The organism is Blastococcus sp. OS1-29, assembly GCF_057628075.1.
In genome coordinates, this window is the sequence record NZ_JBXXJK010000001.1 from 463,840 (window position 1) to 488,824 (window position 24,985).

The 24,985-nt window shown below is 73.9% G+C and carries 25 protein-coding genes; 14 read left to right on the forward strand and 11 right to left on the reverse strand.

The window, feature by feature from the left end; all coding sequences use genetic code 11:
• Positions 1-28 precede the first annotated feature (28 nt).
• A complete protein-coding gene (locus AC2H4J_RS02290) occupies positions 29-415 on the forward strand; it encodes a hypothetical protein (protein WP_487463699.1) in 387 nt (128 codons plus the stop codon).
• 8 nt (positions 416-423) lie between these two features.
• Entirely contained in the window at positions 424-969 is a 546-nt protein-coding gene (thpR, locus tag AC2H4J_RS02295) for an RNA 2',3'-cyclic phosphodiesterase (RefSeq protein WP_487463689.1), read from the forward strand.
• Positions 970-1,032: 63 nt separating this feature from the next.
• Here the strand turns inward: thpR and AC2H4J_RS02300 are convergent, their stop codons facing one another.
• The gene (locus tag AC2H4J_RS02300; RefSeq protein ID WP_487463205.1) at positions 1,033-2,001 is read right to left on the reverse strand and encodes an aldo/keto reductase; all 969 of its coding nucleotides are present in this window, start codon (positions 1,999-2,001) and stop codon (positions 1,033-1,035) included.
• A gap of 27 nt (positions 2,002-2,028) precedes the next feature.
• On the opposite strand from AC2H4J_RS02300, the gene AC2H4J_RS02305 reads away from it, so the two are divergent.
• Positions 2,029-2,850 carry a thioesterase family protein gene (locus AC2H4J_RS02305; RefSeq protein ID WP_487463206.1) on the forward strand — a complete coding sequence of 274 codons (822 nt, stop codon included), beginning with the start codon at positions 2,029-2,031 and terminating at the stop codon, positions 2,848-2,850.
• An 86-nt stretch (positions 2,851-2,936) separates the two neighbouring features.
• Here the strand turns inward: AC2H4J_RS02305 and AC2H4J_RS02310 are convergent, their stop codons facing one another.
• From AC2H4J_RS02310 to AC2H4J_RS02320, 3 genes are read right to left on the reverse strand one after another with little or no spacing between them, the layout of a single operon-like run.
• Complete coding sequence (locus tag AC2H4J_RS02310) at positions 2,937-3,635, reverse strand: TetR/AcrR family transcriptional regulator (protein WP_487463690.1); 699 nt, start codon at positions 3,633-3,635, stop codon at positions 2,937-2,939.
• On the reverse strand, positions 3,551-4,342 hold the full coding sequence (locus tag AC2H4J_RS02315; RefSeq protein WP_487463207.1) for an ABC transporter permease: 792 nt from the start codon (positions 4,340-4,342) through the stop codon (positions 3,551-3,553). The genes AC2H4J_RS02310 and AC2H4J_RS02315 overlap by 85 nt, the downstream gene beginning before the upstream one ends.
• Positions 4,339-5,058 carry an ABC transporter ATP-binding protein gene (locus tag AC2H4J_RS02320; RefSeq protein WP_487463208.1) on the reverse strand — a complete coding sequence of 240 codons (720 nt, stop codon included), beginning with the start codon at positions 5,056-5,058 and terminating at the stop codon, positions 4,339-4,341. The genes AC2H4J_RS02315 and AC2H4J_RS02320 overlap by 4 nt, the downstream gene beginning before the upstream one ends.
• Positions 5,059-5,259: 201 nt before the next feature.
• On the opposite strand from AC2H4J_RS02320, the gene AC2H4J_RS02325 reads away from it, so the two are divergent.
• Positions 5,260-6,066, forward strand: coding sequence for a TrmH family RNA methyltransferase (locus AC2H4J_RS02325; RefSeq protein WP_487463209.1), 807 nt, complete (start codon positions 5,260-5,262; stop codon positions 6,064-6,066).
• 26 nt (positions 6,067-6,092) lie between these two features.
• On the opposite strand, the gene AC2H4J_RS02330 is transcribed toward AC2H4J_RS02325, so the two are convergent.
• Positions 6,093-6,566, reverse strand: coding sequence for a YflT domain-containing protein (locus AC2H4J_RS02330; protein ID WP_487463210.1), 474 nt, complete (start codon positions 6,564-6,566; stop codon positions 6,093-6,095).
• Positions 6,567-6,610: 44 nt separating this feature from the next.
• On the reverse strand, positions 6,611-7,546 hold the full coding sequence (gene sepH / locus AC2H4J_RS02335) for a septation protein SepH (RefSeq protein ID WP_487463211.1): 936 nt from the start codon (positions 7,544-7,546) through the stop codon (positions 6,611-6,613).
• A 225-nt stretch (positions 7,547-7,771) separates the two neighbouring features.
• Between sepH and AC2H4J_RS02340 the strand changes: the two genes are divergently transcribed.
• A complete protein-coding gene (locus AC2H4J_RS02340) occupies positions 7,772-8,278 on the forward strand; it encodes an alpha/beta hydrolase family protein (RefSeq protein WP_487463212.1) in 507 nt (168 codons plus the stop codon).
• Complete coding sequence (locus tag AC2H4J_RS02345) at positions 8,275-9,720, forward strand: circularly permuted type 2 ATP-grasp protein (protein WP_487463213.1); 1,446 nt, start codon at positions 8,275-8,277, stop codon at positions 9,718-9,720. Before AC2H4J_RS02340 ends, AC2H4J_RS02345 begins: the two co-directional genes overlap by 4 nt.
• Positions 9,721-9,797: 77 nt before the next feature.
• On the opposite strand, the gene serC is transcribed toward AC2H4J_RS02345, so the two are convergent.
• Together serC and AC2H4J_RS02355 are read right to left on the reverse strand one after the other, a co-directional pair.
• Positions 9,798-10,913, reverse strand: a complete 1,116-nt coding sequence (gene serC / locus AC2H4J_RS02350; RefSeq protein ID WP_487463214.1) for a phosphoserine transaminase — start codon at positions 10,911-10,913, stop codon at positions 9,798-9,800.
• Positions 10,914-11,051: 138 nt separating this feature from the next.
• On the reverse strand, positions 11,052-12,182 hold the full coding sequence (locus tag AC2H4J_RS02355; protein WP_487463215.1) for a citrate synthase 2: 1,131 nt from the start codon (positions 12,180-12,182) through the stop codon (positions 11,052-11,054).
• Between the two features lie 152 nt (positions 12,183-12,334).
• Between AC2H4J_RS02355 and pdxH the strand changes: the two genes are divergently transcribed.
• Both pdxH and AC2H4J_RS02365 read left to right on the forward strand, forming a co-directional pair.
• Positions 12,335-12,982 (forward strand): pyridoxamine 5'-phosphate oxidase, encoded by a 648-nt coding sequence (gene pdxH / locus AC2H4J_RS02360; RefSeq protein ID WP_487463216.1) that lies wholly within the window; start codon positions 12,335-12,337, stop codon positions 12,980-12,982.
• Positions 12,979-14,349 (forward strand): MFS transporter, encoded by a 1,371-nt coding sequence (locus tag AC2H4J_RS02365; RefSeq protein ID WP_487463217.1) that lies wholly within the window; start codon positions 12,979-12,981, stop codon positions 14,347-14,349. The genes pdxH and AC2H4J_RS02365 overlap by 4 nt, the downstream gene beginning before the upstream one ends.
• Before the next feature lie 44 nt (positions 14,350-14,393).
• Here the strand turns inward: AC2H4J_RS02365 and AC2H4J_RS02370 are convergent, their stop codons facing one another.
• Complete coding sequence (locus AC2H4J_RS02370) at positions 14,394-15,086, reverse strand: UdgX family uracil-DNA binding protein (RefSeq protein ID WP_487463218.1); 693 nt, start codon at positions 15,084-15,086, stop codon at positions 14,394-14,396.
• A gap of 87 nt (positions 15,087-15,173) precedes the next feature.
• Here AC2H4J_RS02370 and AC2H4J_RS02375 point away from each other — a divergent pair, with 87 nt between their 5' ends.
• The 5 genes from AC2H4J_RS02375 to ppc all read left to right on the forward strand — a co-directional run bounded on the left by AC2H4J_RS02375 (position 15,174) and on the right by ppc (position 22,101).
• Positions 15,174-16,085: an ABC transporter ATP-binding protein gene (locus AC2H4J_RS02375; RefSeq protein ID WP_487463219.1), complete on the forward strand. Its 912-nt coding sequence runs from the start codon at positions 15,174-15,176 to the stop codon at positions 16,083-16,085.
• On the forward strand, positions 16,082-17,272 hold the full coding sequence (locus tag AC2H4J_RS02380) for an ABC transporter permease (protein WP_487463220.1): 1,191 nt from the start codon (positions 16,082-16,084) through the stop codon (positions 17,270-17,272). Before AC2H4J_RS02375 ends, AC2H4J_RS02380 begins: the two co-directional genes overlap by 4 nt.
• A gap of 39 nt (positions 17,273-17,311) precedes the next feature.
• Complete coding sequence (locus AC2H4J_RS02385) at positions 17,312-18,292, forward strand: TIGR03557 family F420-dependent LLM class oxidoreductase (RefSeq protein WP_487463221.1); 981 nt, start codon at positions 17,312-17,314, stop codon at positions 18,290-18,292.
• Positions 18,293-18,371: 79 nt separating this feature from the next.
• Positions 18,372-19,238 carry a tetratricopeptide repeat protein gene (locus AC2H4J_RS02390; protein ID WP_487463222.1) on the forward strand — a complete coding sequence of 289 codons (867 nt, stop codon included), beginning with the start codon at positions 18,372-18,374 and terminating at the stop codon, positions 19,236-19,238.
• A 73-nt stretch (positions 19,239-19,311) separates the two neighbouring features.
• A complete protein-coding gene (ppc, locus tag AC2H4J_RS02395; protein WP_487463223.1) occupies positions 19,312-22,101 on the forward strand; it encodes a phosphoenolpyruvate carboxylase in 2,790 nt (929 codons plus the stop codon).
• A 210-nt stretch (positions 22,102-22,311) separates the two neighbouring features.
• Here ppc and AC2H4J_RS02400 read toward each other — a convergent pair whose 3' ends face one another.
• Complete coding sequence (locus AC2H4J_RS02400; RefSeq protein ID WP_487463224.1) at positions 22,312-23,712, reverse strand: FAD-dependent oxidoreductase; 1,401 nt, start codon at positions 23,710-23,712, stop codon at positions 22,312-22,314.
• An 83-nt stretch (positions 23,713-23,795) separates the two neighbouring features.
• Between AC2H4J_RS02400 and AC2H4J_RS02405 the strand changes: the two genes are divergently transcribed.
• A complete protein-coding gene (locus tag AC2H4J_RS02405) occupies positions 23,796-24,104 on the forward strand; it encodes a putative quinol monooxygenase (protein WP_487463225.1) in 309 nt (102 codons plus the stop codon).
• A gap of 1 nt (position 24,105) precedes the next feature.
• On the opposite strand, the gene AC2H4J_RS02410 is transcribed toward AC2H4J_RS02405, so the two are convergent.
• Positions 24,106-24,921, reverse strand: a complete 816-nt coding sequence (locus AC2H4J_RS02410; protein WP_487463226.1) for a hypothetical protein — start codon at positions 24,919-24,921, stop codon at positions 24,106-24,108.
• Between the last annotated feature and the right edge of the window lie 64 nt (positions 24,922-24,985).

Sequence of the window (24,985 nt, forward strand, 5' to 3'; positions counted from 1 at the left end):
CCGCCATCCCACCGGTCGGGGAGGCGCGATGGTCGTCCCACTCCTGCAGATCGGCGGCACCGTGGCGGTGACCGCCGCACTCATCGCCTGGACCGGCCCGACCGTGCGGTGGGTCCTCCGCCGCCGGGGGAACCGCCGCGCCGCCCTGCATCCCGAGTCGCAGCGCCGTCCGTTGCAGGTCGTGGCCGCCGACGTGCGACGGCTGGGCAGGCAGCTCGCGCTCGTGCCCGCCGGTGCGCCGATGGCCCGCCGTCGCGCGCTGGCCGCCGCCTACGAGGACGTCCTGATCGAGGCGGCGGTGCTGCTGGACGTCCCGAACGACCTGCGGACCTCGCCGGTCGGCCCGGTCCGGGACGCGGCCCGGCTACGGCTGCTCGCCGACCTGGAGAACGCCGGGCTGGCGGTGCACGCCTGACCCGGCGGCTGTTCCTTGCCGTCGACCCGCCGGACGAGGCGCGCGCGGACCTCGAGCGGGCGCTGCAACCGCTCCGGGACATGCCCGGCGTCCCGCGGTGGACCGCGCCCGACCGCTGGCACCTCACCCTGCTGTTCCTGGGCGCGGTGCCGGAGGACCGGGTCCCTCCGCTGACCGAAGGCGCCGGGGCGGCCGTCAGGACGGCACCCCCCATGAGCCTGCGCCTGGCGGACGCGGGCCGGTTCGGGTCGGTGCGCCGTCCGCAGGTGTTCTGGGTCGGCCTGGACGGCGACGTCCCACCGCTCGTGGCCCTGGCGGAGCGGCTGGCGCGGGCCGCCCGGGCGCTGGACCTGCCGGTGGAGGACCGGCCGTTCCGCCCGCATCTGACCGTCGGTCGCTGGCCGCCGCGGCGGCCGGCCGACGGCACGCTGCCGGAGCGGCTGGCCGGCTACCGCGGTCCGAGCTGGCCGGTGGACGGCGTCCGCCTGGTCGAGAGCCACCTCGGCCGGCGGACGCCCTACGAGACGGTGGCCGCCTGGCCCTTGGTGACGTGATGGAGCGGCCGCGTCGCAGGGACCCATGCCGAGCGTGCGAGGCATGGGGGGCGACGGGGTCCTTCACCAGGCGTACTCCATGGGAGCCGCCTTGTAGCCGGGGAAGATGTCGTCGAGCCGGGCGAGCTGGCCGGCGTCCAGGGAGATGTCGAGCGCCTGCAGTGCCCCCTCGAGCTGCTCCATGGTCCGCGGACCGACGATCGGGGCCGTCACGGCCGGCTGGTGCAGCAACCAGGCGAGGCCTACGTCGGCCGGTGCCGATCCGATGTCGCGGCAGAACGCCTCGTACCGCTCCAGGGCCGGGCGGTGCTGTTCCACCCGCTTCTGCGTGCGCTCGTCGGCCCGCCGTCCGCCCTCGGCCTTCTCCAGCACGCCGGCGAGCAGTCCGCCGGCCAGCGGGCTCCACGGGATGACGCCGACGCCGTAGTGCAGTGCTGCGGGCAGCACCTCCAGCTCCACGTGCCGGGTGAGCAGGTTGTAGTGCGACTGCTCGCTGACCAGCCCCTGGAAGTTCCGGCGGCCGGCGGCCTCGTTGGCCGCGGCGATCTGCCACGCGGCGTGGTTCGACGAGCCGATGTAGAGCACCTTGCCCTGCGCGACCAGGGTCTCGCAGGCCTGCCAGATCTCCTCCCACGGCGTCCGGAGGTCGACGTGGTGGAACTGGTAGAGGTCGATCCAGTCGGTCCGCATCCGGCGCAGCGACCCCTCGCAGGCGCGGACGATGTTGCGGGCGGAGAGGAACGTGTCGTTCGGCCAGTCGGACATGCCGCCGTACACCTTGGTGGCCAGCACCGTCTTCTCGCGCCGCTCGCCGCCCTGGGCGAACCAGCTGCCGAGCACCTCCTCGGTGCGGCCCTTGCCCGCGTCGAAGCCGTACACGTTGGCGGTGTCGAAGAAGTTGACGCCCTCGGCGAGGGCCCGGTCCATGATCTCGTGCGAGTCGGTCTCCGCGGTCTTCCAGCCGAAGTTCATCGTGCCGAGGCAGAGGCGGGAGACCGACAGGCCACTGCGTCCGAGGTGCGTGTATTCCATGCGCAGCACCCTGGCACCCTGATCGGCGTGCCGCAGGACGATGTCGCCCCCGCCTCCTTCGCCGCCTCGACGGCGGTCCGTCGCGCCGACGGCGGCGTCGTCGCCGACCTCGACCCGGGCTGGGACGTCGGTGGCAGCATCCTCAACGGCGGTTATCTGCTCGCCGTCGTCGGCCGCGCCGCGGTGCTGGACAGCCCGCATCCCCACCCGGTGGCGGTGTCGGCCAGCTACCTGCGGGCGACCGGCCCCGGCCGCGCGACCCTCGCGGTCACGCCCGGGCCGGCCGGGCGCACGCTCGCGCACAGCACCGTCCTGCTCTCGGGCGCGGACGGCCCGACCCTCTCGGCGCAGGTGACGACGGCGACCCTGGGCGCCGACGAGCCGGTGTACGCGCTGCCTGCGCCGGAGATCCCGCCGGTCGAGGAGTGCCTCTCGGGCCGGGGTGGCGAGGATCTCGGCGGGCGCCCCATGCCGGAGGTGGGACTGCGCCGCCGCGTCGAGACGCGCCTGGACCCGTCGACCGCCGGCTGGGCGATGGGCCGACCCGCGGGGGAGCCGGTCATGCGCGGCTGGGTGCGGCTCACCGACGGCAGCGCGCCCGACCCGTTCAGCCTGCTGCTGTTCGCCGACGTGCTGCCGCCCACGAGCTGGTCGATCGGCCTGATGGGCTGGGCGCCGACGGTGCAGCTGCAGGTGCTGGTCCGCGCCCTGCCTGCCCCCGGCTGGTGTGCCGTGGAGGCGCGGGCCAGCGAGGTCGCCGGCGGGTGGCTGGACGAGGACTACCGGATCTGGGACTCGACCGGCCGCCTGGTGGCCCAGAGCCGGCAGCTGGCCCGCGTCCCGCGATGATGATCAGGTGAAGGACCCCGTCCCTCTCACCCCTCGCTCGCTCGGGGCGAGCCTCCGGACGGGCCCACGGTGTGGCCGGACGGCGGTCAGGGCGCGGGGAGGACGACGTCCCCGGTGAGGTAGTGCTGCACGTTCGGCCCGATCGCCGCGACCAGCCACTCCGGGGACGCCGACGCGAGCGGCTCCACCTTGAGCACGTAGCGGGCCATGACGATCCCGATCAGCTGGCCGGCGACCAGTCCGCCGCGGATCTCGCGCTCGGCGGGGGAGAGGTCCAGCGTGCCGACGACGCGCCGCAGCACCTGCGTCACCAGGAACTCGCGCAGCAGTTTCGCCGTCCACTCGTTGCCGACGGCGGACCGGACCAGCGCCAGCCCGGCCGGGCGCATCGGGCCGTCCCAGACCTTCAGGAGCAGCCGGACGACAGCCGCGCCGAGCTGGTCGCGGCCGGCGGCGAGCACCTCGGGCAGGAGGTCGGCGGGGTCCGCCGGTGCCTCGATGGCGGCCAGGAACAGCTGGTCCTTGTTGCCGAAGTAGTGGTGGACCAGCGCGGGGTCGACCCCGGCGGCGGTGGCGATGCCCCGGATCGTCGCGCCGTCGAACCCGCGCTCGGCGAACAAGGTCCGGGCGGCGGCCAGGACGACGTCCCGGGTGTCGGGGGTGCCCGGACGCCGTCCCGGCCGCCGGTTCGCGGCGGCGCTCAGGGGGTCCTCCGGCGCAGCGTGGCCGCCGCCAGGGACAGGGCGAGCAGCGCGACACCGGCGACGACCGCGAGGTCCCTCCAGAGGGTCCCGGTGGCCGAGGCCGACCGGCCGACCTCCTGCAGCGCGTCCACGGCGTACGTCAGCGGCAGCACGTTGCTGATCACCTGCAGCCAGCCGGCCATCTGGTCGACCGGCACGAGGAGGCCGCACAGGAAGAACTGTGGCAGCACGATCACCGGCATGAACTGCACCGCCTGGAACTCGGTGCGGGCGAATGCGCTGGCCAGCAATCCGAGAGCCACCCCGAGGACGGCGTCCAGGACGGCGATGAGCACGACGAGCCAGATGGAGCCGGCGACGTCGAGGCCGTAGACCGTCGTCGCGATCGTGACGGTGACCAGTGCCTGGACCGCGGCGGCGATCCCGAAGGCGGCCCCGTAGCCGAGCAGCAGATCCATGCGGGCGAGGGGAGTGGTGAGCAGCCGCTCGAGGGTGCCCGACGTCCGTTCCCGCAGCATGGCGATGCTCGTGACCAGGAACATGACGACGAACGGCAGGATGCCGAGCATGGTGAGCCCGACGCGGTCGAAGATGCTGGGCTGACCGGGGAAGGTCGGCACGTCCTTCCACAGCAGGTACAGCAGCCCGAGCAGCACGCTGGGGAGCACCAGCATCATCGCGATGGTGCGGTGGTCGTGCCGCAGTTGGCGCAGGACCCGGCCGGCGGTGGCGGCGGTCAGGCGCGGGCTGAGGTGGGTCGCGGCGGGGCGTCGGATCGTGGCGGTCATGCCGCCACCTCCGCCCGGGCGCGGACGACGTTGAGGAAGGCCTCTTCGAGGTCCTGGGATCGGCCGTCGGCGCGCAGCTGCGCCGGGGTGGAGTCGGCGAGCAGTTCGCCGTCGCGGAGCAGGAGCAGCCGGTCGCAGCGGCCGGCCTCGTCCATCACGTGGCTGGAGACGATCAGCGTCGTCCCGGCCGCGGCCAGGGCGTGGAAGCGCCCCCACAGCTCGACGCGGAGCACCGGGTCGAGGCCGACGGTCGGCTCGTCCAGGACCAGGAGCTCGGGGGCCCCGACCAGCGCGCAGGCGAGCGAGACCCGGCCCCGCTGGCCGCCGGACAGGTCGGCCACCAGCTGATCGGCGGCATCGGTCAGGCCCACGTCGGCGATCGCCACCTCGGCCTCGCGTGCGCTCACGCCGTACAGCGCGGCGAAGTAGCGGGCGTTCTCCCGTACCGACAGGTCCTCGTAGACGCTGGGCGCCTGGGTCACGTAGCCGACCCGGCTGCGCAGGCCGGCGGATCCGGCGGGCTCGCCGAGCACCGTGACCGCACCCGAGCGGACCTGCTGCACCCCGACGATCGCGCGCATCAGCGTGGTCTTCCCGCTGCCGCTGGGCCCCAGCAGGCCGGTCACCTGCCCCGGGACCACGGCGAACGACAGGCCGTCGAGCACCTGCCGATGGCCGCGGTCGACGAAGAGATCGGTGACGGTGACGGCGTCCATGGCGTCCTCCGAGAACTCAACAACTGATGAACTCAACGCTAGATGAGTTAAGCGGCGCCCGTCAACGGAGCCCTTCGTCCCTGCCATGTTGATCAGCGAACCTGATCGTTCTGCGTCCTCCCTCGCCGTCGACCGTGGGGGAGGACCCCTTTTGACCAGGGGACCTGATCAACACGGGAGAGCGGCGGGCAGAATCGGGGCGTGCCCGCACCCGTCGTCATCACCGACCCGGACGACCCGCGGGTGGCCGACTTCCGCGACCTGAAGGCGGGGGACCGGCCGGAAGGAACGCCGCGGTGGGGCGGCCCGGTGATCGTCGAAGGGGTTCCCGCCGTCGAGCGGCTGCTCGCCTCGGACTACCGGATCCGTGCGGTGTTCGGCGTCCCCGGCCGGGTGGCGGCGCTGGACCTGCCGGACGGCGTGCCCGCCTACGAGGCCGACAAGTGGTTGCTGTCGGAGGTGATCGGGTTCCGGCTCACGCGCGGGGTGCTCGCGTCGGCCGACCGCCGTCCGCCCGCGGACCTGGACCATCTGCTGACCGGACCGGATCCCGCGGCCCCTCGCCGGCTGGCCGTGCTGGAGGCGCTCAACGACGCGGAGAACCTCGGCTCCATCGCCCGCTCCGCCCTCGCGCTCGGCGTCGACGGCCTGCTGCTGTGCCCGCGCTGCGCCGACCCGTTCTACCGCCGCTCCGTGCGGGTCTCGATGGGGCACATCCTGGCGCTGCCGTTCGCCGTGCTGCCGGGGTGGCCCGGTGACCTCGAGCGCGTGCACGCGGCCGGCTACACGACGGTCGCGCTGACCCCCGCGATCGACGCGGTCGACCTGACCTCGATCGACCCGGCCGAGCACCCCCGGACGGCGGTGCTGCTCGGTGCCGAGGGCCCGGGCCTGACGCCCGAGGCGCAACAGGCGGCCACGATCCGGGCGCGGATCCCCATGCGCGAGGGCGTGGACTCCCTCGGTGTCGCGGCGGCGGCCGCGATCGCCTTCGCCACCCTCCGCTGAACGGCGGCCGGGGCACCGACCGCCGGTCAGCCGCGCAGCGCGAAGTGGGCGAGCAGCGCCCGGGCCTCCTCGGCGTGGGACGGCGCGCACATCACGTCGTACCGGTTGGCCATGATCTTGCTCGTGCTCGTGAAGTCGCGGCGCCCACGGGTGGCGGCGTAGCCCATCCAGCCGAACGCGGCGCCGAAGGCCAGCCCGATCAGCAGGCCGGTCAGCACCGAGCCGATCCAGGTGCCGCCGTTCGTGGAGAAGATGCCGAGCAGCAGCCCGACGAACAGCCCCCACCAGGCGCCGCCGGCGGCCCCGGCCGCGATCGCGCGGCCCTGCGTCAGCCGGCCGGTCACCGTCTCGATCATCCGCAGGTCCGTGCCGATGATCGTCACGTTCTCGACCGCGAACTTCTCGTCGGAGAGATAGTCGACGGCGGCCTGCGCCCGCTCGTAGTCGTCGTAGGACCCCACCTGGACGCCGCCGAGCGGCATCGACACCGAAGCAGCCATGTCCGTTCAACTCCCGGGCTCGTGGATCGTGCCCAGTATCGCTCTCAGCGGTGCCGGCGCACCCCGAACACGATGTCCTCCCACGCCGGGATGCGGGCGCGCGGGTCGTCGTCCTCGGGCTCCTCGCCGGAGCGGCCGAGGACCACCGTGTCGTGATCGGCGACCTCGTCCAGCAGCGCGTCGATCGACCGGTCGTCGTCGGGCGAGCCCGTGGCGGGGTGCACGTCGCGGACGCGCTCCTCGTCGTAGGCCGCGAGGTCGGTCGGGAGGATCTCGGGGGTGACCGTGTCGTGCACGACGTCGTCCTCGGCGCGGGCGGGCTCGCGGACCACGGACACGGCCCGGCGCGCGGCGGCGACGGCCAGGCCGGCCGGCACCTCGGGGACGACGCGCACCAGGCGGGTGCCCTCGGCGAAGTCCAGCGTGGCGGCATCGGACGGCGCCACGGTGCGCGAGGGGATGTCGAAGGCCCAGCGGGTCGTCCCGGACTTGTCGCCGGCCCGCCATGCGCCGGTGACCTGCCACGTGCCGTCGTCGCTGCGGTAGGCGTCCCAGGTGACGGCGTCGAGATCGGAGTCGATCAGCCGCAGCCGGTCGGTCATGAACTGCTGGAGCGCGACGCCGGCCGGGCCCTCGCTGAGCCGGACGCGGGCGTCGCGGCCCTGCTCGGCGACGCGGGCCCGCTCCTGGATGACCGGGTGGGCGAAGCGCATGATCCGCTCCACTCGCGTCCCGGACGCGGCGGCGACCTGCTCGGGGGTCTCGCCGGCCCGGATCCGCGACTGGATCACCCGCGGGGGCAGCTCGGTGCCGAGGTCGACGTCGATCTGCGTCAGCCGGCGGGCGTCGCCGCGCGCGGCCGCCCGCAGCCGGTCGTCGATGGCGAGCTCGAACTTCTCGCCCTCGCCGTCGGAGCCGTCGGCGACCAGCACCACGCTCTTCCCGTCGTCGGAGAGCGCCACGAGGCGCAACGTGCGCATGGGCGTACCTCCGCGGTGCGTGTGAGCGGGTCCGGGACCGAGACCGGAGTCCGAGGCTATCGGCGCGCGCAGCGCACGCAGCGCAGGCCGCTCGGCGTGGCGAGCGGCGACCCTCCGTGAACGCGGTGCGGGGACGGCGGGATCCCGCCGATGAGGGACGGGTGTGCCCCGTTCGTGCCGCGGACTCGGCACAGTGAGCCGCCGAACGGGCGAAGGAGGTGCGCGATGGCCGGACCGATGATCCAGCGGCGTCCCGTCGCCGCCACCGATGGGCTGACGGACGACGTCCGCCGCCGGATCGCCGCCATCTCCGGAGCACCCGGGGCCTGTGCCGCGCCGGCCGCCGCCGGCATCGCCGAACCCGGGCGGATCGGTGCCCACGGGTGGTCCTACGGCGGCTACCTGACCCGCGTCTCGCTGACCCGGTGGCCGGACCTGTTCGCGGCCGGTGCCACGCTTGCCGGGATGAGCGACCTGCGCACCTTCTTCGCCGGCACCCAGTCGTGGATGGCCGGCCTGCACCGGCTCACCTCACCGGTGCCCCTGGCCCACGGCGACCGGGACACCGACGTGCCGGTCGCCGAGTCGGTGCAGGCACACCGGCAGCTGCAGGCCCGCGGGGCGCCCAGCGAGCTCCTGCTGCTGCCCGGCGAGGGCCACACCGTCGTCGGCCGGGACGACCTCGTCGAGCTGAGCGGGCGCGTCGCCGCCTGGTTCGACCGCTGGCTGTGAGCCGGCCGCTCCTCGACGGCTACCCCGCGACGCCCGCCGACGAGGCGGTCACCCCGGACGGCCGCCTGCGCGACGGTTACGCGGCGCTCGCGCCCGCCCTGGAGGACCTCGGCGTCGTGGGCCTCGCCGCCGCGGCCGACGTGATGGCCGTCGAGCGGGGGGCGCGCGGGGTCACCGTCGCGTCGTGGACGGACGGCCGACAGACGGTGCGCCCCCTGCCGCTGGACCCGTTCCCGCGGCTCGTGTCGGCCGCCGACTGGGCCCGGGTCGCCGCCGGGGTCGAGCAGCGGCACCGCGCGCTGAACGCCTTCCTGGCTGACGCCTACCGGGCGGCCGGACGGCGGCGCGGGGACGCCGACCGCGACCCCGAGCTCGTGCGCGCCGGGGTCCTGCCGCAGTGGGCGGTCGCCCACAGCCCCGCCCGGCACGCCGATGCGGTCGGGCAGGCGTGGCCGGGGCAGCCCCGCGCCAGCGTGGCCGCGGTGGACGTGCTCCGGACCGCGACCGGGGAGTGGATGGCCGCGGCCGACCACGTGCAGGTGCCGGACGGGCTCGGCTACGCGCTGGCCAACCGGGAGAGCGCGCGGGCCGCGCTGCCGGCCCTTTCCGCGCCCGACGATCCCGGGGCCGCGGTCGACGTGCTCCGCGAGGGCCTCGCCACGGCGGCGCCGCCGGGCACGGGCAGCCCGCGGATCGCCGTCCTCAGCGCGGGGGAGAGCGACAACGCCTGGTTCGAGCACCGCGTCCTGGCTGACGCGCTGGGCGTGCCGCTGGTCCGCGCAGCCGACCTCTGGCCCCGACCGGACGGCGGTGTCGAGGCGTCGCTGGACGGCGTCCGGCACCCGGTCGACGTCCTCTACCGGCGGTTCGACGACGGCATGCTCGGCGCCTTCCGCACCCCCACCGGGCAGTCCCTGGACGCGCTGTTGACCGAGGGCGTGCGGTCGGGCCGGCTCGGGCTGGCGAACGTGCCCGGCAACGGGCTCGCCGACGACACCTCGACCTACGCGTGGGTGCCGGCGATGATCCGGTTCTACCTGGGCGAGGAGCCGATCATCGGCTCGGTGCCCACCTGGGTGCTGGCCGACGACCGCCAGTGGGCGCAGGTGCGCGACCGGCTGCACGAGCTGGTCGTCAAGCCGGTGGCCGGCTACGGGGGCCGGGGCACGGTCTTCGGCCCGGCGTGCTCGTCGGCGGAGCTGGCGTCGCTGGAGGCCGAGGTCGCGGCGGCGCCGTACCGCTACGTCGTCCAGGAGCCGGTGGCCGCGACGACGTTGCCGACCCTCGTCGACGGGACGCTGCAGCCCCGCCGGGTGGACCTGCGGGTGCTGTCCGTCGCGGGTCCCGGCGGCACGGCGAGGGCGCTGCGCGCACCGCTGACCCGGGTGTCCCTCGGGCCTGGCGCCGGCCGCGGCACGAAGGACACCTGGCTGCTCGACTGAGCCCGCAGCGTTGAACCCGAGAGGCCCAGAACCGCACCGGTTCTGGGCCTCTCGGGTTCAACGGTCCGCCGGGTGGCTCAGAGGCGCTCGACCACGTGGTCGATGCAGGCGGTCAGCGCGCTCACGTCGTCGGGGTCGACGGCGGGGAACATGCCGATCCGCAGCTGGTTGCGGCCGAGCTTGCGGTAGGGCTCGGTGTCGACGACGCCGTGCGCCCGCAGGATCTTGGCGATCTGCGCGGCGTCCACCGAGTCGGCGAAGTCGATCGTGCCGACGACCAGCGACCGGTGCGCCGGGTCGCTGACGAACGGCGTCGCGTACTCCGACTTCTCGGCCCAGCCGTACAGCCGGGCCGACGACTCCCGGGTGCGGTCGACGGCGCCTGACAGGCCGCCGAGCGAGTTCAGCCACCGGATCTGGTCGGCGAGCAGGAACAGCGTGGCGACCGCGGGGGTGTTGTAGGTCTGGTCCTTCGACGAGTTGTCGACGGCGATCGAGAGGTCCAGGAAGCCGGGGATCCAGCGGCCCGACGACTTGATCTCGGCGACCCGGGCCAGCGCGGCCGGGGACATCACCGCCAGCCACAGGCCCCCGTCGGCCGCGAAGGACTTCTGCGGGGCGAAGTAGTAGACGTCGGTCTGCGCGATGTCGACGGGGAGCCCGCCGGCGCCGCTGGTGGCGTCGATGAGCACCAGCGCGTCGTCGTCCGCCCCGGCCGGGCGCGCGATCGGCGCCATCACGCCCGTGGAGGTCTCGTTGTGGGCCCACCCGTAGGCGTCGATGCCGGCCTCGCCCGTGGGCAGCGCCAGCGAGCCCGGGTCGGCCTTGGTGATCACCGGGTCGCTCAGGAACGGCGCCTCGGCCACCCCGGAGGCGAACTTCGCGGAGAACTCGCCGTAGGTGCCGAAGGCGGCGCGGTCGCGGATCAGCCCGATCAGCGCGGCGTCCCAGAACGCCGTCGTCCCGCCGTTGCCCAGGACGACCTCGTACCCGTCGGGCAGGTCGAACAGCTGGGCCAGGCCGCTGCGGATCTCTGCGACCAGACCCTTCACCGGCGCCTGCCGGTGCGAGGTGCCCATGACCGCGGCGCCGTCGGTGGCCAGCGCCTGCAGCGCCTCCGGGCGGACCTTCGAGGGTCCGCAGCCGAAACGCCCGTCGGCGGGCAGCAGCTCAGCGGGGATCGTGATGCTCATCCGGGGAATTGCCTCTCGGTTTCTCTGTGCCGGTACGACCGGTCATCGGGATTCGGACGACGGTGTCCGGCGGGAGACGGCGACGGCCCGGGACCGCGCAGGGCGGGACCGGGCCGTCGACACGTCGGATCAGGCGCTTCAGGCCGGCGCGACCTGCGTCGTCGCCTTGGTCGTGATGGTGTCCCAGCCCTCGACCTCGTCGGGCTTGCGCGGGTCGGGACCGATGTAGCGGGCCGAGGGGCGCACGAGGCGGCCGGTGTTCTTCTGCTCGAGGATGTGCGCGCACCAGCCGGCGGTGCGGGCACACGTGAACATCGAGGTGAACATGTGGCTGGGCACCTCGGCGAAGTCCAGGACGATCGCCGCCCAGAACTCCACGTTGGTCTCGACCGGGCGGTCGGGACGCCGCTCGCGCAGCTCCTTGAGGGCCGCCTTCTCCAGCGCCAGGGCGGCCTCGAAGCGGGGTGCGCCCAGCTCCTCGGCGGAACGGCGCAGCACGCGGGCGCGCGGGTCCTCGGCCCGGTAGACCCGGTGCCCGAAGCCCATCAGCCGTTCCTTGCGGTCGAGCAGGTCCTTCACGTACTTCTCGGCGTCGCCGGTCTGCTCCACCTCGTCCAGCATGTGCAGGACGCGGGAGGGGGCGCCGCCGTGCAGCGGGCCGGACATGGCGCCGATCGCACCCGACAGCGAGGCGGCCACGTCGGCGCCGGTGGAGGCGATCACACGTGCGGTGAAGGTGGAGGCGTTCATGCCGTGCTCGGCGGCCGACGTCCAGTACGCGTCGACGGCGGCGACGTGGCGCGGGTCGGGCTCGCCGCGCCAGCGGATCATGAACCGCTCGACGATCGTCTTGGCCTCGTCGATGCGCTTCTGCGGGACGGCGGGGATGCCGATGCCGCGCGCGGACTGCGCGACGTAGGACAGCGCCATGACCGCGGCCCGGGCGAGCTCCTCGCGGGCCTCGTCGGCGCTGATGTCCAGCAGCGGCCGGTAGCCCCAGATCGGCGTGAGCATGGCGAGCGCGGCCTGCACGTCGACGCGGACGTCGCCGGTGTGCACCGGGATCGGGAACGGCTCGGCCGGGGGCAGGCCGGGGCCGAACTTGCCGTCGACGAGGAGGGCCCACACGTTGCCGAACGTGACCTTGCCGACCAGGTCCTCGATGTCGACGCCGCGGTAGCGCAGCGCGCCGCCGTCCTTGTCGGGTTCGGCGATCTCGGTCTCGAAGGCGATGATGCCCTCGAGGCCCGGTACGAAGTCGTCGGCCATCTCGCAAACTCCTCTGCGCGCGGGTCGTGAGGCCGGGAAACAGCCCACGATTGCCTGCCGACCCTAGGCGGTGGCGACACGCCCGGCACACGCGGGGGCGGCCCGACGGCCCGCCGCGAGCCTGCACGGTTGCGCGGTGCCAGCATGGCCACGTGCCTGACCTGTCGCGGATGCGCAACGAATACACGGCCGGCCGCCTGCGCGAGGAGGACCTCGCCCCGACCTGGGTCGAGCAGTTCGACCGCTGGTTCACCGACGTCGTGGCCGCCGAGCTGCCCGAGCCGAACGCCGTCGTCGTGGCGACGGCGGACGCCGACGGTGCACCCGATGCGCGGATCGTGCTGGTGAAGGGCTACGACGAGAGCGGCTTCCTCTTCGGCACCAGCTACGCGTCGGCGAAGGGCGCACAGCTCGCGGTCAACCCCCGGGCGGCGCTGGTCTTCCCATGGCACGCCCTGCAGCGCCAGGTGCGGGTGACCGGCCGGGTCGAGCGGGTCGGCGACGCCGCGTCCGACGGGCTCTGGGACCCGCGGCCGCGCGGGTCGCAGCTGGCGGCGGTCGCCTCGGTCCAGTCGACGGTCGTCGATTCCCGCGAGGAGCTGGCCGAGCGGGTGCGGCTGCTCGACGAGCAGACGCCGGGGGACAAGGTGCCGCGTCCCGCGATCTGGGGCGGTTATCGGGTCGTGCCGGAGACCGTCGAGTTCTGGCAGGGCGGGAAGGACCGGTTGCACGACCGGCTGAAGTTCGTCCGGGACGACGCGGAGGGTGGCGGCTGGATCGTGCAGCGACTCGCTCCATGACCTCTCCGGTCGACCCGGTCGAGGGGGGCGCGGCGGTCGAGGAGCCGGTACCGGCGCGGCGGTCGGGCTGGGCGATCGACACCGCGCCGCTGCGCAACCCGCACTACCGGCGGCTGTTCGGCGGTGTCGCCGCGACGATGCTCGGCCAGCAGATGACGCTGGTCGCCGTCCCGTTCCAGGTCTACGAGCTCACCCGCTCCTCGCTGCTGGTCGGTGTGACCTCGATCGTGGCGCTCGTGCCGCTGATCGTCTTCGGCCTGCTCGGCGGCGCGATCGCCGACGCGATGGACCGCCGCAAGCTGATGCTCATCACCTCCAGCGGAGCCGCGGTGACCAGCGCGTTGCTGGCGGTGCAGGCCCTGCTGCCCGGCGGCGGCAACCTCGCGGTGCTCTGGGTGCTGGCCGCGTGCGTCTCCGGCTTCGCCGCGGTGAACCAGCCGACCCGCAGCGCGGTCATCCCGGCGCTGGTCGGACCCTCGGGGGTCGCGGCCGCGAACGCGCTGTCGATGACGGTGCGCCAGGCAGGGGTCATCGTCGGCCCGCTGATCGCCGGCGTGCTCATCGGGCTGGGCGACCTGTTCCTGGCCTACGCCGTCGACGCGCTGGGCTTCCTCGTGGCCACGGCGCTGCTCCGCGGGCTCCCGCCCCTGTCGCCGGGGGTGGCGGTCGGGAAGCTGCGGCTGAGCGCAGCCGTGCGCGGCGTCGGGGAGGGCTTCGCGTTCCTGCGGACGCAGCCGGCGCTGCTCATGACCTTCGTCGTCGACATCATCGCGATGACGTTCGGCTGGCCGCAGGCGGTGTTCCCCGAGCTGTCGCAGACCCGGTTCGCCGAATCGGCCAACAGCCTCGGCTGGCTGTTCGCCGGCGCCTCGATCGGAGCGCTGCTGATGGGGCTGTCCTCGGGTTGGGTGACGCGGCTGGACCGGCAGGGCGCCGTCGTCCTCGCCGCCATCGCCGTCTGGGGGGTGGCGATCGTCGGCTTCGGTTTCGCACCCGCCCTCTGGCTGGCCGTCATCTGCCTCGCCGTGGCCGGCGCCGCGGACATGGTGAGCGCCGTCCTGCGGACGTCGATGCTGCAGATCGCGGCACCCGAGGAGATGCGCGGACGCATGCAGGGCGTCTTCATCGTCGTCGTCGCCGGCGGCCCGCGGCTGGGTGACCTGCGGGCCGGGGCGCTGGCGACCGCGACCTCGGTGACCGTCGCGATGGTGTCCGGCGGCGTGGTGATCGTGCTGGCGATGCTCGTCGTCGCCCTGGTCGTGCCGTCGTTCCGGCTCTTCCGCGCCGGGCGGCCCGCGGAGCAGGCCCGGCCGGGTTCGCCAGCCCCCGAGGATCGCGAGGACCGGCCGGGCCCCTCCGTCGCCTGAACGAATACACGACTTCGGGCCGTTTGTGTACCGGAACCGGCGCTTCAGGCCAGGGCGTGCGCGACCACGGTCAGGTCGGCGACCAGGGCGTCGTAGGCGGCGGCCCGGCCCTCGTCGGGGGTGCGCAGGATCGCCGAGGGGTGGGTGGTCGCGAGCATCCACGTCTGCGCGGGGGCGCCCTCGTCCGGCTCGTCGTCGTCGGCCTCCTGGTGCCCGTCGTCGGTTCCGGCCGACGGTGCGGGCGGCGTCCAGGGGATCAGCTGGCCGCGGTCCTTCGTGATCCGGAACGACGGCGAGATCAACGCCTTCGCCGCGGTCGCGCCCAGGCAGACGACGATCTCCGGCTGGAGCACCGTGAACTCGGCCTCCAGCCAGGGCCGGCACGCCCGCAGGTGCTCGGGGCCGGGCGTCTGGTGGATCCGGCGCTTGCCCTTCGGCTCGAACCGGAAGTGCTTCACGGCGTTGGTCACGTAGGCGTCGCGACGGTCGATGCCGGCGTCGGCCAGTGCCCGGTCGAGCACCTTGCCCGCGGGTCCGACGAACGGTTCGCCCGCTCGGTCCTCCTGGTCGCCGGGCTGCTCGCCGACGAAGACGATCCGCGCGGTCTCCGGGCCCTCCCCGAACACGGTCTGGGTGGCCGGCTCCCACAGCTCGCAGGCCTTGCAGCCGGCGGCCGCGGCGCGCAGCCCCTCGAGCCCCACCCCCGACGGCGGCTGGGCCGGCACGTTCTCGGTCATGTTCCGATTCGACCGCAGCCCACCTCCCCGCGCGAGCTCACGCCGTCGATACGGTTCGGCACAGGACCACGGAGGGCGGGAGACCAGGTGCTCGAGTTCGACGGGCTGCACAAGAGCTTCGGTGACAACCACGTGCTCGACGGCGTCGGCTTCAGCGTCGCGGCGGGGTCGATGTTCGGCTTCTGCGGCTCCAACGGCGCCGGGAAGACGACGGCGATGCGGATCGCGATGGGGCTGCTGCGGGCCGACGCCGGCGAGGTGCGGTGGCGCGGCACACCCCTGAGCCAGGAGACCCGCCGCCGTATCGGCTACATGCCGGAGGAGCGCGGGCTGTATCCCAAGATGAAGGTGGGCGAGCAGGTCACCTACTTCGCCCGCCTGCACGGACTGGACGCCGCGGCCGCGGTGCAGGCCAGCGACGAGTGGGTGGGTCGACTCGGTCTGGCGGGGCGACGGGGCGACCCGGTGGAGAAGCTCTCACTGGGCAACCAGCAGCGCGTGCAGCTGGCCGCGGCGCTGGTGAGCCGGCCGGAGGTGCTGATCCTCGACGAGCCGTTCTCCGGCCTCGACCCCGTCGGCGTGGACTCCCTCGCCGAGGCGCTGCTGGACCAGGCGCGCCAGGGGGTGCCGGTCGTCTTCTCCAGCCACCAACTGGATCTGGTCGAGCGGCTGTGCGACTCGGTGGGCATCCTCGCCCGCGGCCGGATGGTGGCCACCGGCACCGTCCAGGAGCTGCGGCGCCGCGAGGGAGGCCAGGTGCTGCGGGTCGTCGCCCCGGACGCCGCGCCCGGCTGGGCCGCCGCACTGCCCGGCGTGCGGGTCGTGTCCGAGCAGGCGGGGGACACCCTGCTGGAGCTGGCGGACGGCGCCGACGACCAGTCCGTGCTCGCCGCGGCGGTGCGCACCGGCCGGGTGACCCACTTCGCCTGGCGGGAACCCAGCCTGGTCGAGCTGTTCCGCGAGGTCGTCGCCGTTCCCACCGAGGAGGTGGCGGCGTGACCGCCCCGCGTACGCCCGGCAGCAGCGAGCTGGTCCGGCTGGTCGCCGCCCGGGAGGTCTCGACCCGCATCCGCGACAAGACGTTCCTGATCAGCTCCGCCGTCATCCTGCTCGTGGTCCTGGGCGCCATGGTGTTCCAGGCCGTCGTCGCCTCCGGGGCCAACGACGTCACCGTCGGGGTGGTCGGCGACGCGAGCACCCTGGAACCCGCGCTCGTGGCGCAGGGGAAAGCCGTCGGTGCCGACGTCACCGTCCGCACGCTGGCCGACGAGGCCGCGGCGCACCGAGCGCTGGCCGACGGGGACGTCGACGGCGCGCTGATCGACGGCTCGGGCCGTGCGCCGCGGCTGCTCGTCGAGCGCAGCCCGGACAGCACGTTGACCGCGACGGTGAAGGGCGCGGTCGGCCAGGTCGCCGTCGGCCGTCAGCTGGCGGATGCGGGGATCGCCCGGCTCGACGTGCCCGATCTGGCGGTCACCGCCCTCGCCCCGGGCGGGGATCCCACCGGTGAACGCACGGGCATCGCCGTCATCGGGATCATCGTGCTCTACACGTTGCTGATCCTGATCAGCCAGTTCGTGGCCCAGGGCGTCGTCGAGGAGAAGGCGACCCGCGTGGTCGAGCTGCTGCTCTCGACGATGAAGCCGTGGCAGTTGCTGGCCGGCAAGGTGATCGGGCTCGGGCTGCTCGGGCTGGCGCAGATCGTCGCGATCGCGGCCGTCGGCGTCACCGGGGCGCTGGTCTTCGACCTCGTCAGCCTGCCGGGTCAGCTCATCAGCACCGTGCTGTCGGTCGTGGCGTGGTTCGTCCTGGGGTACGCCTTCTACGCGTCGCTCTTCGCGGCGGCGGCGTCGCTGGTGAGCCGCCAGGAGGACCTCGCCGGCGTGATCACGCCGATGTCGATGGTGCTGGTCGTCGGGTTCTTCGTGGCGCTGCGGGCCGCCTCCGACCCGGCGGGCTCGCTGGCCCGGATCACGTCGTTCGTCCCGGGCCTCTCGCCGCTGGTCATGCCGGTGCGGGTCGCGGCCGGGGGCGCGGCGTGGTGGGAGGTGCTGGTCGCCGTCGGGCTGATGCTCGTGGCCATCGCACTGGTGGTGCGGCTCGGCGGCCGCATCTACGCCGGCGCGCTGCTGCGCACGAGCGGCAAGACCAAGCTGCGCGAGGCGCTGCGGGCCGAGCGGGTCTGAGCCGGGTTGCGCCCGTCCACCCGCGGGTAGCCGGGCGACATGGGCATGCAGCTGGGCTACACGATGATGACCGAGCAGGCCGGGCCGAAGGACCTGGTCGGCCACGTGGTGGGGGCGGAGGAGGCGGGCTTCGACTTCGCCGTCAGCAGCGACCACTACTTCCCGTGGCTGGACGAGATGGGCCACTCGCCCAACGCCTGGACGACGCTCGGCGCGGCCGCGCAGGCGACCAGCCGCATCCCGCTGATGACGTACGTGACCTGCCCGACCTTCCGGTACCACCCGACGCTGGTCGCGCAGCAGGCCGCGACGCTGCAGATCCTCGCCGACGGCCGGTTCACCCTCGGGCTGGGCGCCGGCGAGAACCTCAACGAGCACGTCGTCGGCGGCGGCTGGCCGCCGGCCGACGTCCGCCAGGACATGTTGGTGGAGGCGATCCAGATCATCCGCGACCTGTTCGACGGCGACGGGTACACCAACTTCCGCGGGGAGCACTTCGACGTCGAGTCGGCCAAGCTCTGGGACCTCCCGGACACGCGGGTGCCGATCGGCGTCGCCGTCTCCGGGCAGCAGTCCTGCGCGATCGCCGGCGAGCACGCCGACGTGATGATCGGGGTCGAACCCAAGCCGGAGCTGGGCGAGATGTTCGACGCGGCCGGGGGCGCGGGCAAGCCGCGGATCGGCCAGATGCCGATCAGCTTCGGCACCGACGAGGCCGCGGCCGTCACCCGGGCCCACTCGCTGTTCCGCTGGTTCGGGCTGGGCTGGAAGGTCAACGCCGAGCTGCCCGGCCCGCCCGCGTTCGACGCGGCCAGCCAGTTCGTGCGCGAGGAGGACGTCGCCGGCAGCATCCCGTGCGGGGACGACGTCGACGCGGTGCTCGAGGCGGCGAAGGAGTACGCCGACGCCGGCTTCACGCACCTGGCCCTGGTGCAGATCGGCGGCGACCAGCAGGTGCCCTTCATCCAGTGGGCCGAGCAGAAGCTTCTGCCGGCCTGGCGGGACGCGTTCGGGAACTGACCGGGTCACGCACACCTTTGGGGTGAGGTCACCCGGACGGGAGACGCGCAGCGGCGTCCGGCCCGGAATCATCGCCAGCATGACCGAGGACCTGGACGCGCGCCTCCGGCGGCTCCAGGCCTCCGGAGCGGCCGACGCCGACGAGCTGATCGACCTGGGCTGCGACCTGGCCGACGCCGGCCGGCAGTCCGACGCCGAGTGGTGCTTCCGCCGCGCCTCGGACATGGGCGACACCGTCGCCTCGTTCAACCTCGGCAACGCGCTCGCCGCGCAGCAGCGGTGGGAGGAGGCCGTCGCCGCCTACGAGCTGGCGCTGGCCGGTGGCGAGCCGGACGCCTGGCGCAACCTGGGCAAGGTGCTCGAAGACCTCGGCGACCTCGCCGGCGCCATGCGCGCCTACCGCGGCGCGGCCGACGCCGGCGACCTCGAGGGCGGCCTGCAGCTGGCGTTCCTGCTCCGCGAGCAGGGCGAGCGGCACGCCGCCATGGACGTCGCCCAGGAGATCGCCGCCATGGGCGACCAGGAGGCCGCCGCCGTCGTCGCCTGCTGGCGCTGGTGCGCCACCCTCGACCCGGCGCTGGAGCCCGAGCTCCGCGCGGGCCAGAACTTCTTCCCGGCGGCCCGGGCCGACCTCGCCCACCTGCTCCGCTCCACCGGCCGCGCGGCCGAGGCGCGCTTCGTCCTCGAGCGCGGTGCCAAGCTGGGCGAGGCGGTGGCCTGGCTGCCGCTGGGCAACTTCTACGCCGACGAACTGGAGGACGACGAGGCGGCGGAGGAGGCCTACCGCGGCGGTATCGCCGCCGGTGAGGCGTACTGCCACCACAACCTCGCCGTCCTGCTTGCCGAGCGCGGTGACTTCGACGGAGCGGTCGAGCAGTTCCGCCTCGGCGCGGCCGCCGGTGACCAGCTCGCCGCCGAGGCGCTGCGGGAGCTCGAGCGCGGCTGAAGAAGGACCCCGTCCCTCTCACGCTTCGTAAGCTCAGCGCGAGCCTCCGGACGGGGCCGTAGATACTGCCTGCGTGTCCGAAGCCACAGTCGACGTCGCCGACCTCCGCTCGTCCGAGGCCAACGAACCCCAGAGCGACGCGCCACTGCGCGAGGACATCCGCGTCCTGGGGCGCGTGCTCGGTGACGTGATCGGCGAGCAGGCGGGCCAGCACGTGCTCGACCTGATCGAGTCCACTCGCGTCGAGGCGTTCAAGATCCGCCGCTCGGAGGTCGACCGCGAGGAGTTGGCCGACCGGCTCGGTGGCCTCGACGTGAAGTCCGCGAACCACGTCATCCGCGCCTTCAGCCACTTCTCGCTGCTGGCCAACCTGGCCGAGGACATACACCACGAGCGCCGCCGCCGGTTCCACCGGCGCGAGGGCTCGCCGCCGCAGATCGGCAGCCTGGCCGCCGCGTTCCAGGCGATCGACGCCGCCGAGCTGGAACCGGAGGCGGTGGCCCGGGAGCTGGCCGGCGCGCTGGTCTGCCCGGTGGTCACCGCCCACCCCACCGAGGTGCGGCGCAAGACGATCTTCCAGGTGCAGCGGCAGGTGGCCGCGCTGCTGCGGGAGCGCGACCGGGTCACCGACATCGACGAGAAGGAGTGGTCGGCGCAGCTCTGGCGGTCGGTGCTCACCCTCTGGCAGACGGCGCTGCTGCGGCTGTCCCGGTTGCGGCTCGAGGACGAGATCGACGAGGCGCTGCGCTACTACGAGCTGTCGCTGTTCGACGTCATACCCGCGATCAACGCCGAGATCCGGCGGGCACTCGAGGAGCGCTGGCCGGACGCCGGCCTGATGCCCCGGCCGATGCTGCTGCCCGGGTCGTGGATCGGCGGCGACCGCGACGGCAACCCGTTCGTCACCGCGGGCGCCCTGCGGCGCGCCACCACGCAGAACGCCGCCGCGGCGATGGGGCACCACCTGCGCGAGCTGGAGGCGCTGCGCGGGGAGCTGTCGATGTCCGATCGGCTGGTCACCCCGACCGAGCAGCTCTACGCGCTGGCCGAGAACTCCGAGGACGACTCGCCGTTCCGGGCCGACGAGCCCTACCGCCGGGCGCTCGGCGGCATCTCGGCGCGGCTGGCCGCGACCGCGCACGCGGTGCTCGGCCGGATCCCGGGGCCGACGCCGGATGTCCAGCTGCCGCCCTACGACTCGCCGGACGAGCTGCGCGCCGACCTCGACGTGGTCGACGCCTCCCTGCGCAGCCACGGCGCCACCGAGCTGGCCGATGACCGGCTGCTGCGGCTGCGCGAGGCCGTCGAGGTGTTCGGGTTCCACCTGTGCGGGCTGGACATGCGGCAGAACTCCGCCGTCCACGAGGAGGTCGTGGGGGAGCTGCTGGCGTGGGCCGGCGTCTGCGACGACTACGCGAGCCTCGACGAGGAGGCGCGGGTGGAGCTGCTGTCCGGCGAGCTGACGCGGCGCCGTCCGCTCGTGCGGCCCGACGCCGAGCTCTCCGACACCGCGCGCGGGGAGCTGGACGTGCTCCTCGCCGCCGCCGAGCAGGTGGTCCTGCTCGGACCGCGGACCATCCCGAACTACGTGATCAGCATGTGCGAGTCGGTCAGCGACGTGCTCGAGACCGCGGTGCTGCTCAAGGAGGTCGGCCTGCTCGACCCCGGTGCGGACGGCGGCCCGGCCTGCTCGATCGGCATCTCGCCGCTGTTCGAGACGATCGACGACCTGAGGAACGCGGGCGCGACGCTGACCGCCGTCCTGGGTCAGCCGCTGTACCGGTCGCTGGTGGCCGGCCGGGGGAACATGCAGGAGGTCATGCTCGGCTACTCCGACAGCAACAAGGACGGCGGCTATCTCGCCGCGAACTGGGCGCTGTACCGGGCCGAGCTCGACCTCGTCGAGGTGGCGAAGCGCGAGGGCATCCGGTTGCGGCTCTTCCACGGCCGCGGCGGCACGGTCGGCCGGGGTGGCGGCCCGAGCTACGAGGCGATCCGCGCGCAGCCGCCCGGCGCCGTCGCCGGGGCACTGCGGCTCACCGAGCAGGGCGAGGTGATCGCCGCCAAGTACGCCGAACCCGACCTCGCCCGCCGCAACCTGGAGGCGCTGGTCGCCGCCACCCTGGAGTCGAGCCTGCTCGACATCGAGGGGTTGGGGGACGACGCCGAGCCCGCCTACGAGCTGCTCGACGACCTCGCCGCGCGCGCCCAGCAGGCCTACCGCGCTCTGGTGCACGAGACACCTGGGTTCGTCGAGTGGTTCCGGGCCGCAACGCCGATCAGGGAGCTGGGTGAGCTCAACATCGGCAGCCGGCCGCCGTCGCGCAAGGCCGGGGACAAGATCTCCGACCTGCGTGCGATCCCGTGGGTGTTCAGCTGGTCGCAGGCCCGGATCATGCTGCCCGGCTGGTACGGCACGGGTGCGGCCCTGGAGTCGTGGGTCGAGGGGTCGGACGAGAAGCTGGCGAGGCTGCAGGAACTGCACCGGCGCTGGCCGTTCTTCCGCAGCGTGCTGTCCAACATGGGCATGGTGCTGGCGAAGACCGACCTGGAGCTGGGCGCGCGCTACGCGGAGCTGGTGCCCGACGAGGACCTGCGGGCCCGGGTGTTCGACCAGATCACCGCCGAGCACGAGCGCACCTGCCGGATGTTGCTCGCGATCACCGGCGACGACCACCTGCTGGCCGACAACCCGTCGCTGGCGCGCTCGATCCGCAACCGGTTCCCCTACCTGGAGCCGCTGCACCACCTCCAGGTGGAGATGCTCCGGCGCCGGCGGGGTGGGGACGACGACGAGCTGACCCGCCGGAACATCCAGCTGACGATCAACGGGATCGCGACCGCCCTGCGCAACAGTGGGTGAGAGGGGACCCCGTCCTTCGCACCCCTCGCACGTACGGGGCGAGCCTCCGGACGGGGCCTGAACGGTCGGGGTCACTCCCGCGCGGGGGGAGCCCCGGCTGCGCCTGCTGGTCGACGACGCGGCCGCGGCGGTGCTGCTGCGCCGGAAGGCGATCGACCTCTGCCTGGTGGCGGACGGCAGGCCCCTCGCGCTCGGTCGAGCCGGCTGAGCTCAGCGCCGGGTCGCGGCGCGGACGGCGGCCAACAGGGCCTCGCGCTCGTGCAGCGTCGTGCGGGCCCGTCCCCGGGTGGCGCCGAGCGCGACCTCCGCAGCGTCGATCGCCTTCCAGTCGTCGATCAGGACCGGCTCCGCCCCGCGCGCCACGAGCGTCTCGACCAGGTCGCCGACCGGCCCAGAGGCCCGCAGCGTCCCGTCGGCGGCGTCGGCCAGCAGCGCGGCGACGGTCTCGCGCGCGTCGTGCTTGTTCGTGCCGACGACGCCGCTGGGCCCGCGCTTGATCCACCCCGCCACGTACTCGCCGAGGGATGGCCGGCCGTCCCGGAGCACCCGCCCGGCCTCGTGCGGCACCGTGCCCGACCGTTCGTCCACGGGCAGCCCGGGCAGCGGCATGCCGAAGTACCCCACCGAACGGACGACGAGGTCGGCGGCGAGCAGGTCGACCTCGCCGGTACCCATGGCTCGTCCGTCGGCATCCACCGCGGTGCGCTCCACCTCGACCCCGGTGACCCGCTCCTCGCCCAGCAGCCGGACCGGCCGGGCGAAGAACCGCAGGTGCAGCCGCGTCCGGCCCGGCTCGGGCACGTGGTCGGCCCACCCGCGCAGCACGGCGAGATTGCGGGCCACGTTGCGGTCCTCGGCGGCGCGCTCCTCGGCGACCGGGTCCAGCTCGAGGTCCGCGGCGTCGACCAGCACCGTCGCGTTCTCCAGCCCGTCGAGCTCCCGCAGTTCCTGGGTGGTGAAGGAGGCCTGGGCCGGGCCGCGCCGGCCCAGCACGGTGACCTTCTCGACGGCGGTGCCGGCGAGGGTGTCGAGGACGTGCTGCGGCATGTCGGTCGATTCCAGCTCCCCGGGGGTGCGCGCCAGCACGCGCGCCACGTCCAGGGCGACGTTGCCGACCCCGACCACGACGACCGACCTGATCCCGGCCAGCGCCGCTTCGACGCGTTCCCGGTCGGCGTCGGGGTGGCCGGTGTACCAGGCGACCAGGTCGGTGGCGGCGAGGCTGCCGGGCAGGTCCTCACCGTCGATCCCCAGGTGCCGGTCGAGCGAGGCGCCGTAGGTGTAGATGACGGCGTCGACGTGACCGCGCAGCTCGTCCAGCGAGATGTCCCGGCCGATCTCCACGTTGCCCACGAACCGGACCATCGGGTGGTCCAGGAACCGGTGCAGGGTGTCGCGGATGGCCCGCATCTTCGGGTGATCGGGCGCGATGCCGTGCCGGACCAGCCCGAACGGCGTGGGCAGTCGGTCGATCAGGTCCACGGCCACCGGGACGTCGTCCTGGCGGGTCAGCGCGTCGGCCGCGTAGATGCCCGCGGGGCCGGCGCCGACGACCGCCACCCGCAGGGGGCGGTCCTCGGACGGGGGACTGGCAGAACCGTCGGCGGGCACGACTGGCATCCTGACCCGGCCCGGGGCCCCGGCGCCAGACCAACACCCGGGTCCGTCCCGATCCCGTGCCACCTGGAGGACCTGTGTCCGTCGTCGTCGTCGCCACCATCACCCCGAAGCCGGAGCAGGTCGACGCGGTGCGGGAGGCGATCCTGGCCGCCGTCCCGAAGGTGCACGCCGAGCCGGGGTGCGAGCTCTACGCGCTGCACGAGGGCAAGGGACAGTTCGTGATGGTCGAGCGCTGGGAGAGCGCCGAGGCGCTGAAGGTGCACGGCGCGGCAGAGGCGCTGACGACGCTCGGGGGACAGCTGGCCGACCGGCTCGCGGCTCCGCTCGACGTCCGGCGGCTCACCGCCGTTCCGGCCGGTGACGCCGGGAAGGGTGCGGTCTGACTCAGCTGCAGGACACGTTGCGGTCCAGGTCGCCACGCAGGTATTGGGTGAGGGCCACCCGTCCGCCGGGCACGAGCGCCGGTTTGAGGCAGGCCCTCTGGGCCTCGGTCAGACTCGACGCTCCGGCGAGCCAGCTGTCGGCCGCGGCCAGGGTGCTGCCGGCGGGGACGGTGCCGACGATCTGGGCCCACTGCTGGCCGGTCGAGTAGATGCCGACGCGGCCGCCGGCCGCGAGCAGGTAGCTCGCCATTCCCTCGAGCGCGGCCCGGTTGCGCGCCAGCGCGTCGGAGCTGCCGCTCTGCCAGGTGTTCATGGTCTCCACGTCCAGCCACCAGGTGTAGCTGCTGGGCCGGCCGTCGATCTGGGCGGTGCGGGCGGCCGGGGTGAAGAACGAGTCGATGCTGTTCTGCGTGCGCTCCCAGCCGTACTGCCAGGAGCAGGCCGCGCTGTTGCTGCCGTCGCACGCGCCGTAGGGCGTGGACCCGGTCTTCGGCCAGGTGGTGACCTGGTTGCGCAGCTCGCCGGGGTTGGCGGTGTTGAGGTACACCTGGGCGCGGGGTTGCGCGGGCAGCGCCCCGGAGGAACCCCAGGCCCAGGTCAGCTGTGCGGCCAGGCAGGGATTGCCGCGGGTCGACAGGCCGCCGTTGATGCCCACGACGGCGAACGCGCGGTCGGAGGGGAGGGTCGTGCCGCATTGCGGGTAGGAGACGTCGTAACCGATCGGCGCGGGTGCGGCGGAGGCCGTTCCGGGCAGCGCGAGGAGCGCCGCGACCGCAGCGAGGGTCACGACGATCACCGCACGCAGTGCCGACGTCATCGGCCGCGAAGTTACACGTCATCCCGCGGTTACGGGATCCCTCGTCGGAGTCATCGGACTGATT

Bases quoted from the DNA above. Each gene is read 5' to 3' on its own strand.
- AC2H4J_RS02290 (WP_487463699.1), top strand. From the start codon at position 29: ATGGTCGTCCCACTCCTGCAGATCGGCGGCACCGTGGCGGTGACCGCC.
- AC2H4J_RS02300 (WP_487463205.1), bottom strand. From the start codon at position 2,001: ATGGAATACACGCACCTCGGACGCAGTGGCCTGTCGGTCTCCCGCCTC.
- AC2H4J_RS02315 (WP_487463207.1), bottom strand. From the start codon at position 4,342: ATGACCGCCACGATCCGACGCCCCGCCGCGACCCACCTCAGCCCGCGC.
- AC2H4J_RS02320 (WP_487463208.1), bottom strand. From the start codon at position 5,058: ATGGACGCCGTCACCGTCACCGATCTCTTCGTCGACCGCGGCCATCGG.
- AC2H4J_RS02330 (WP_487463210.1), bottom strand. From the start codon at position 6,566: ATGGCTGCTTCGGTGTCGATGCCGCTCGGCGGCGTCCAGGTGGGGTCC.
- sepH (WP_487463211.1), bottom strand. From the start codon at position 7,546: ATGCGCACGTTGCGCCTCGTGGCGCTCTCCGACGACGGGAAGAGCGTG.
- AC2H4J_RS02340 (WP_487463212.1), top strand. From the start codon at position 7,772: ATGGCCGGACCGATGATCCAGCGGCGTCCCGTCGCCGCCACCGATGGG.
- serC (WP_487463214.1), bottom strand. From the start codon at position 10,913: ATGAGCATCACGATCCCCGCTGAGCTGCTGCCCGCCGACGGGCGTTTC.
- AC2H4J_RS02355 (WP_487463215.1), bottom strand. From the start codon at position 12,182: ATGGCCGACGACTTCGTACCGGGCCTCGAGGGCATCATCGCCTTCGAG.
- AC2H4J_RS02365 (WP_487463217.1), top strand. From the start codon at position 12,979: ATGACCTCTCCGGTCGACCCGGTCGAGGGGGGCGCGGCGGTCGAGGAG.
- AC2H4J_RS02370 (WP_487463218.1), bottom strand. From the start codon at position 15,086: ATGACCGAGAACGTGCCGGCCCAGCCGCCGTCGGGGGTGGGGCTCGAG.
- AC2H4J_RS02385 (WP_487463221.1), top strand. From the start codon at position 17,312: ATGGGCATGCAGCTGGGCTACACGATGATGACCGAGCAGGCCGGGCCG.
- AC2H4J_RS02390 (WP_487463222.1), top strand. From the start codon at position 18,372: ATGACCGAGGACCTGGACGCGCGCCTCCGGCGGCTCCAGGCCTCCGGA.
- AC2H4J_RS02410 (WP_487463226.1), bottom strand. From the start codon at position 24,921: ATGACGTCGGCACTGCGTGCGGTGATCGTCGTGACCCTCGCTGCGGTC.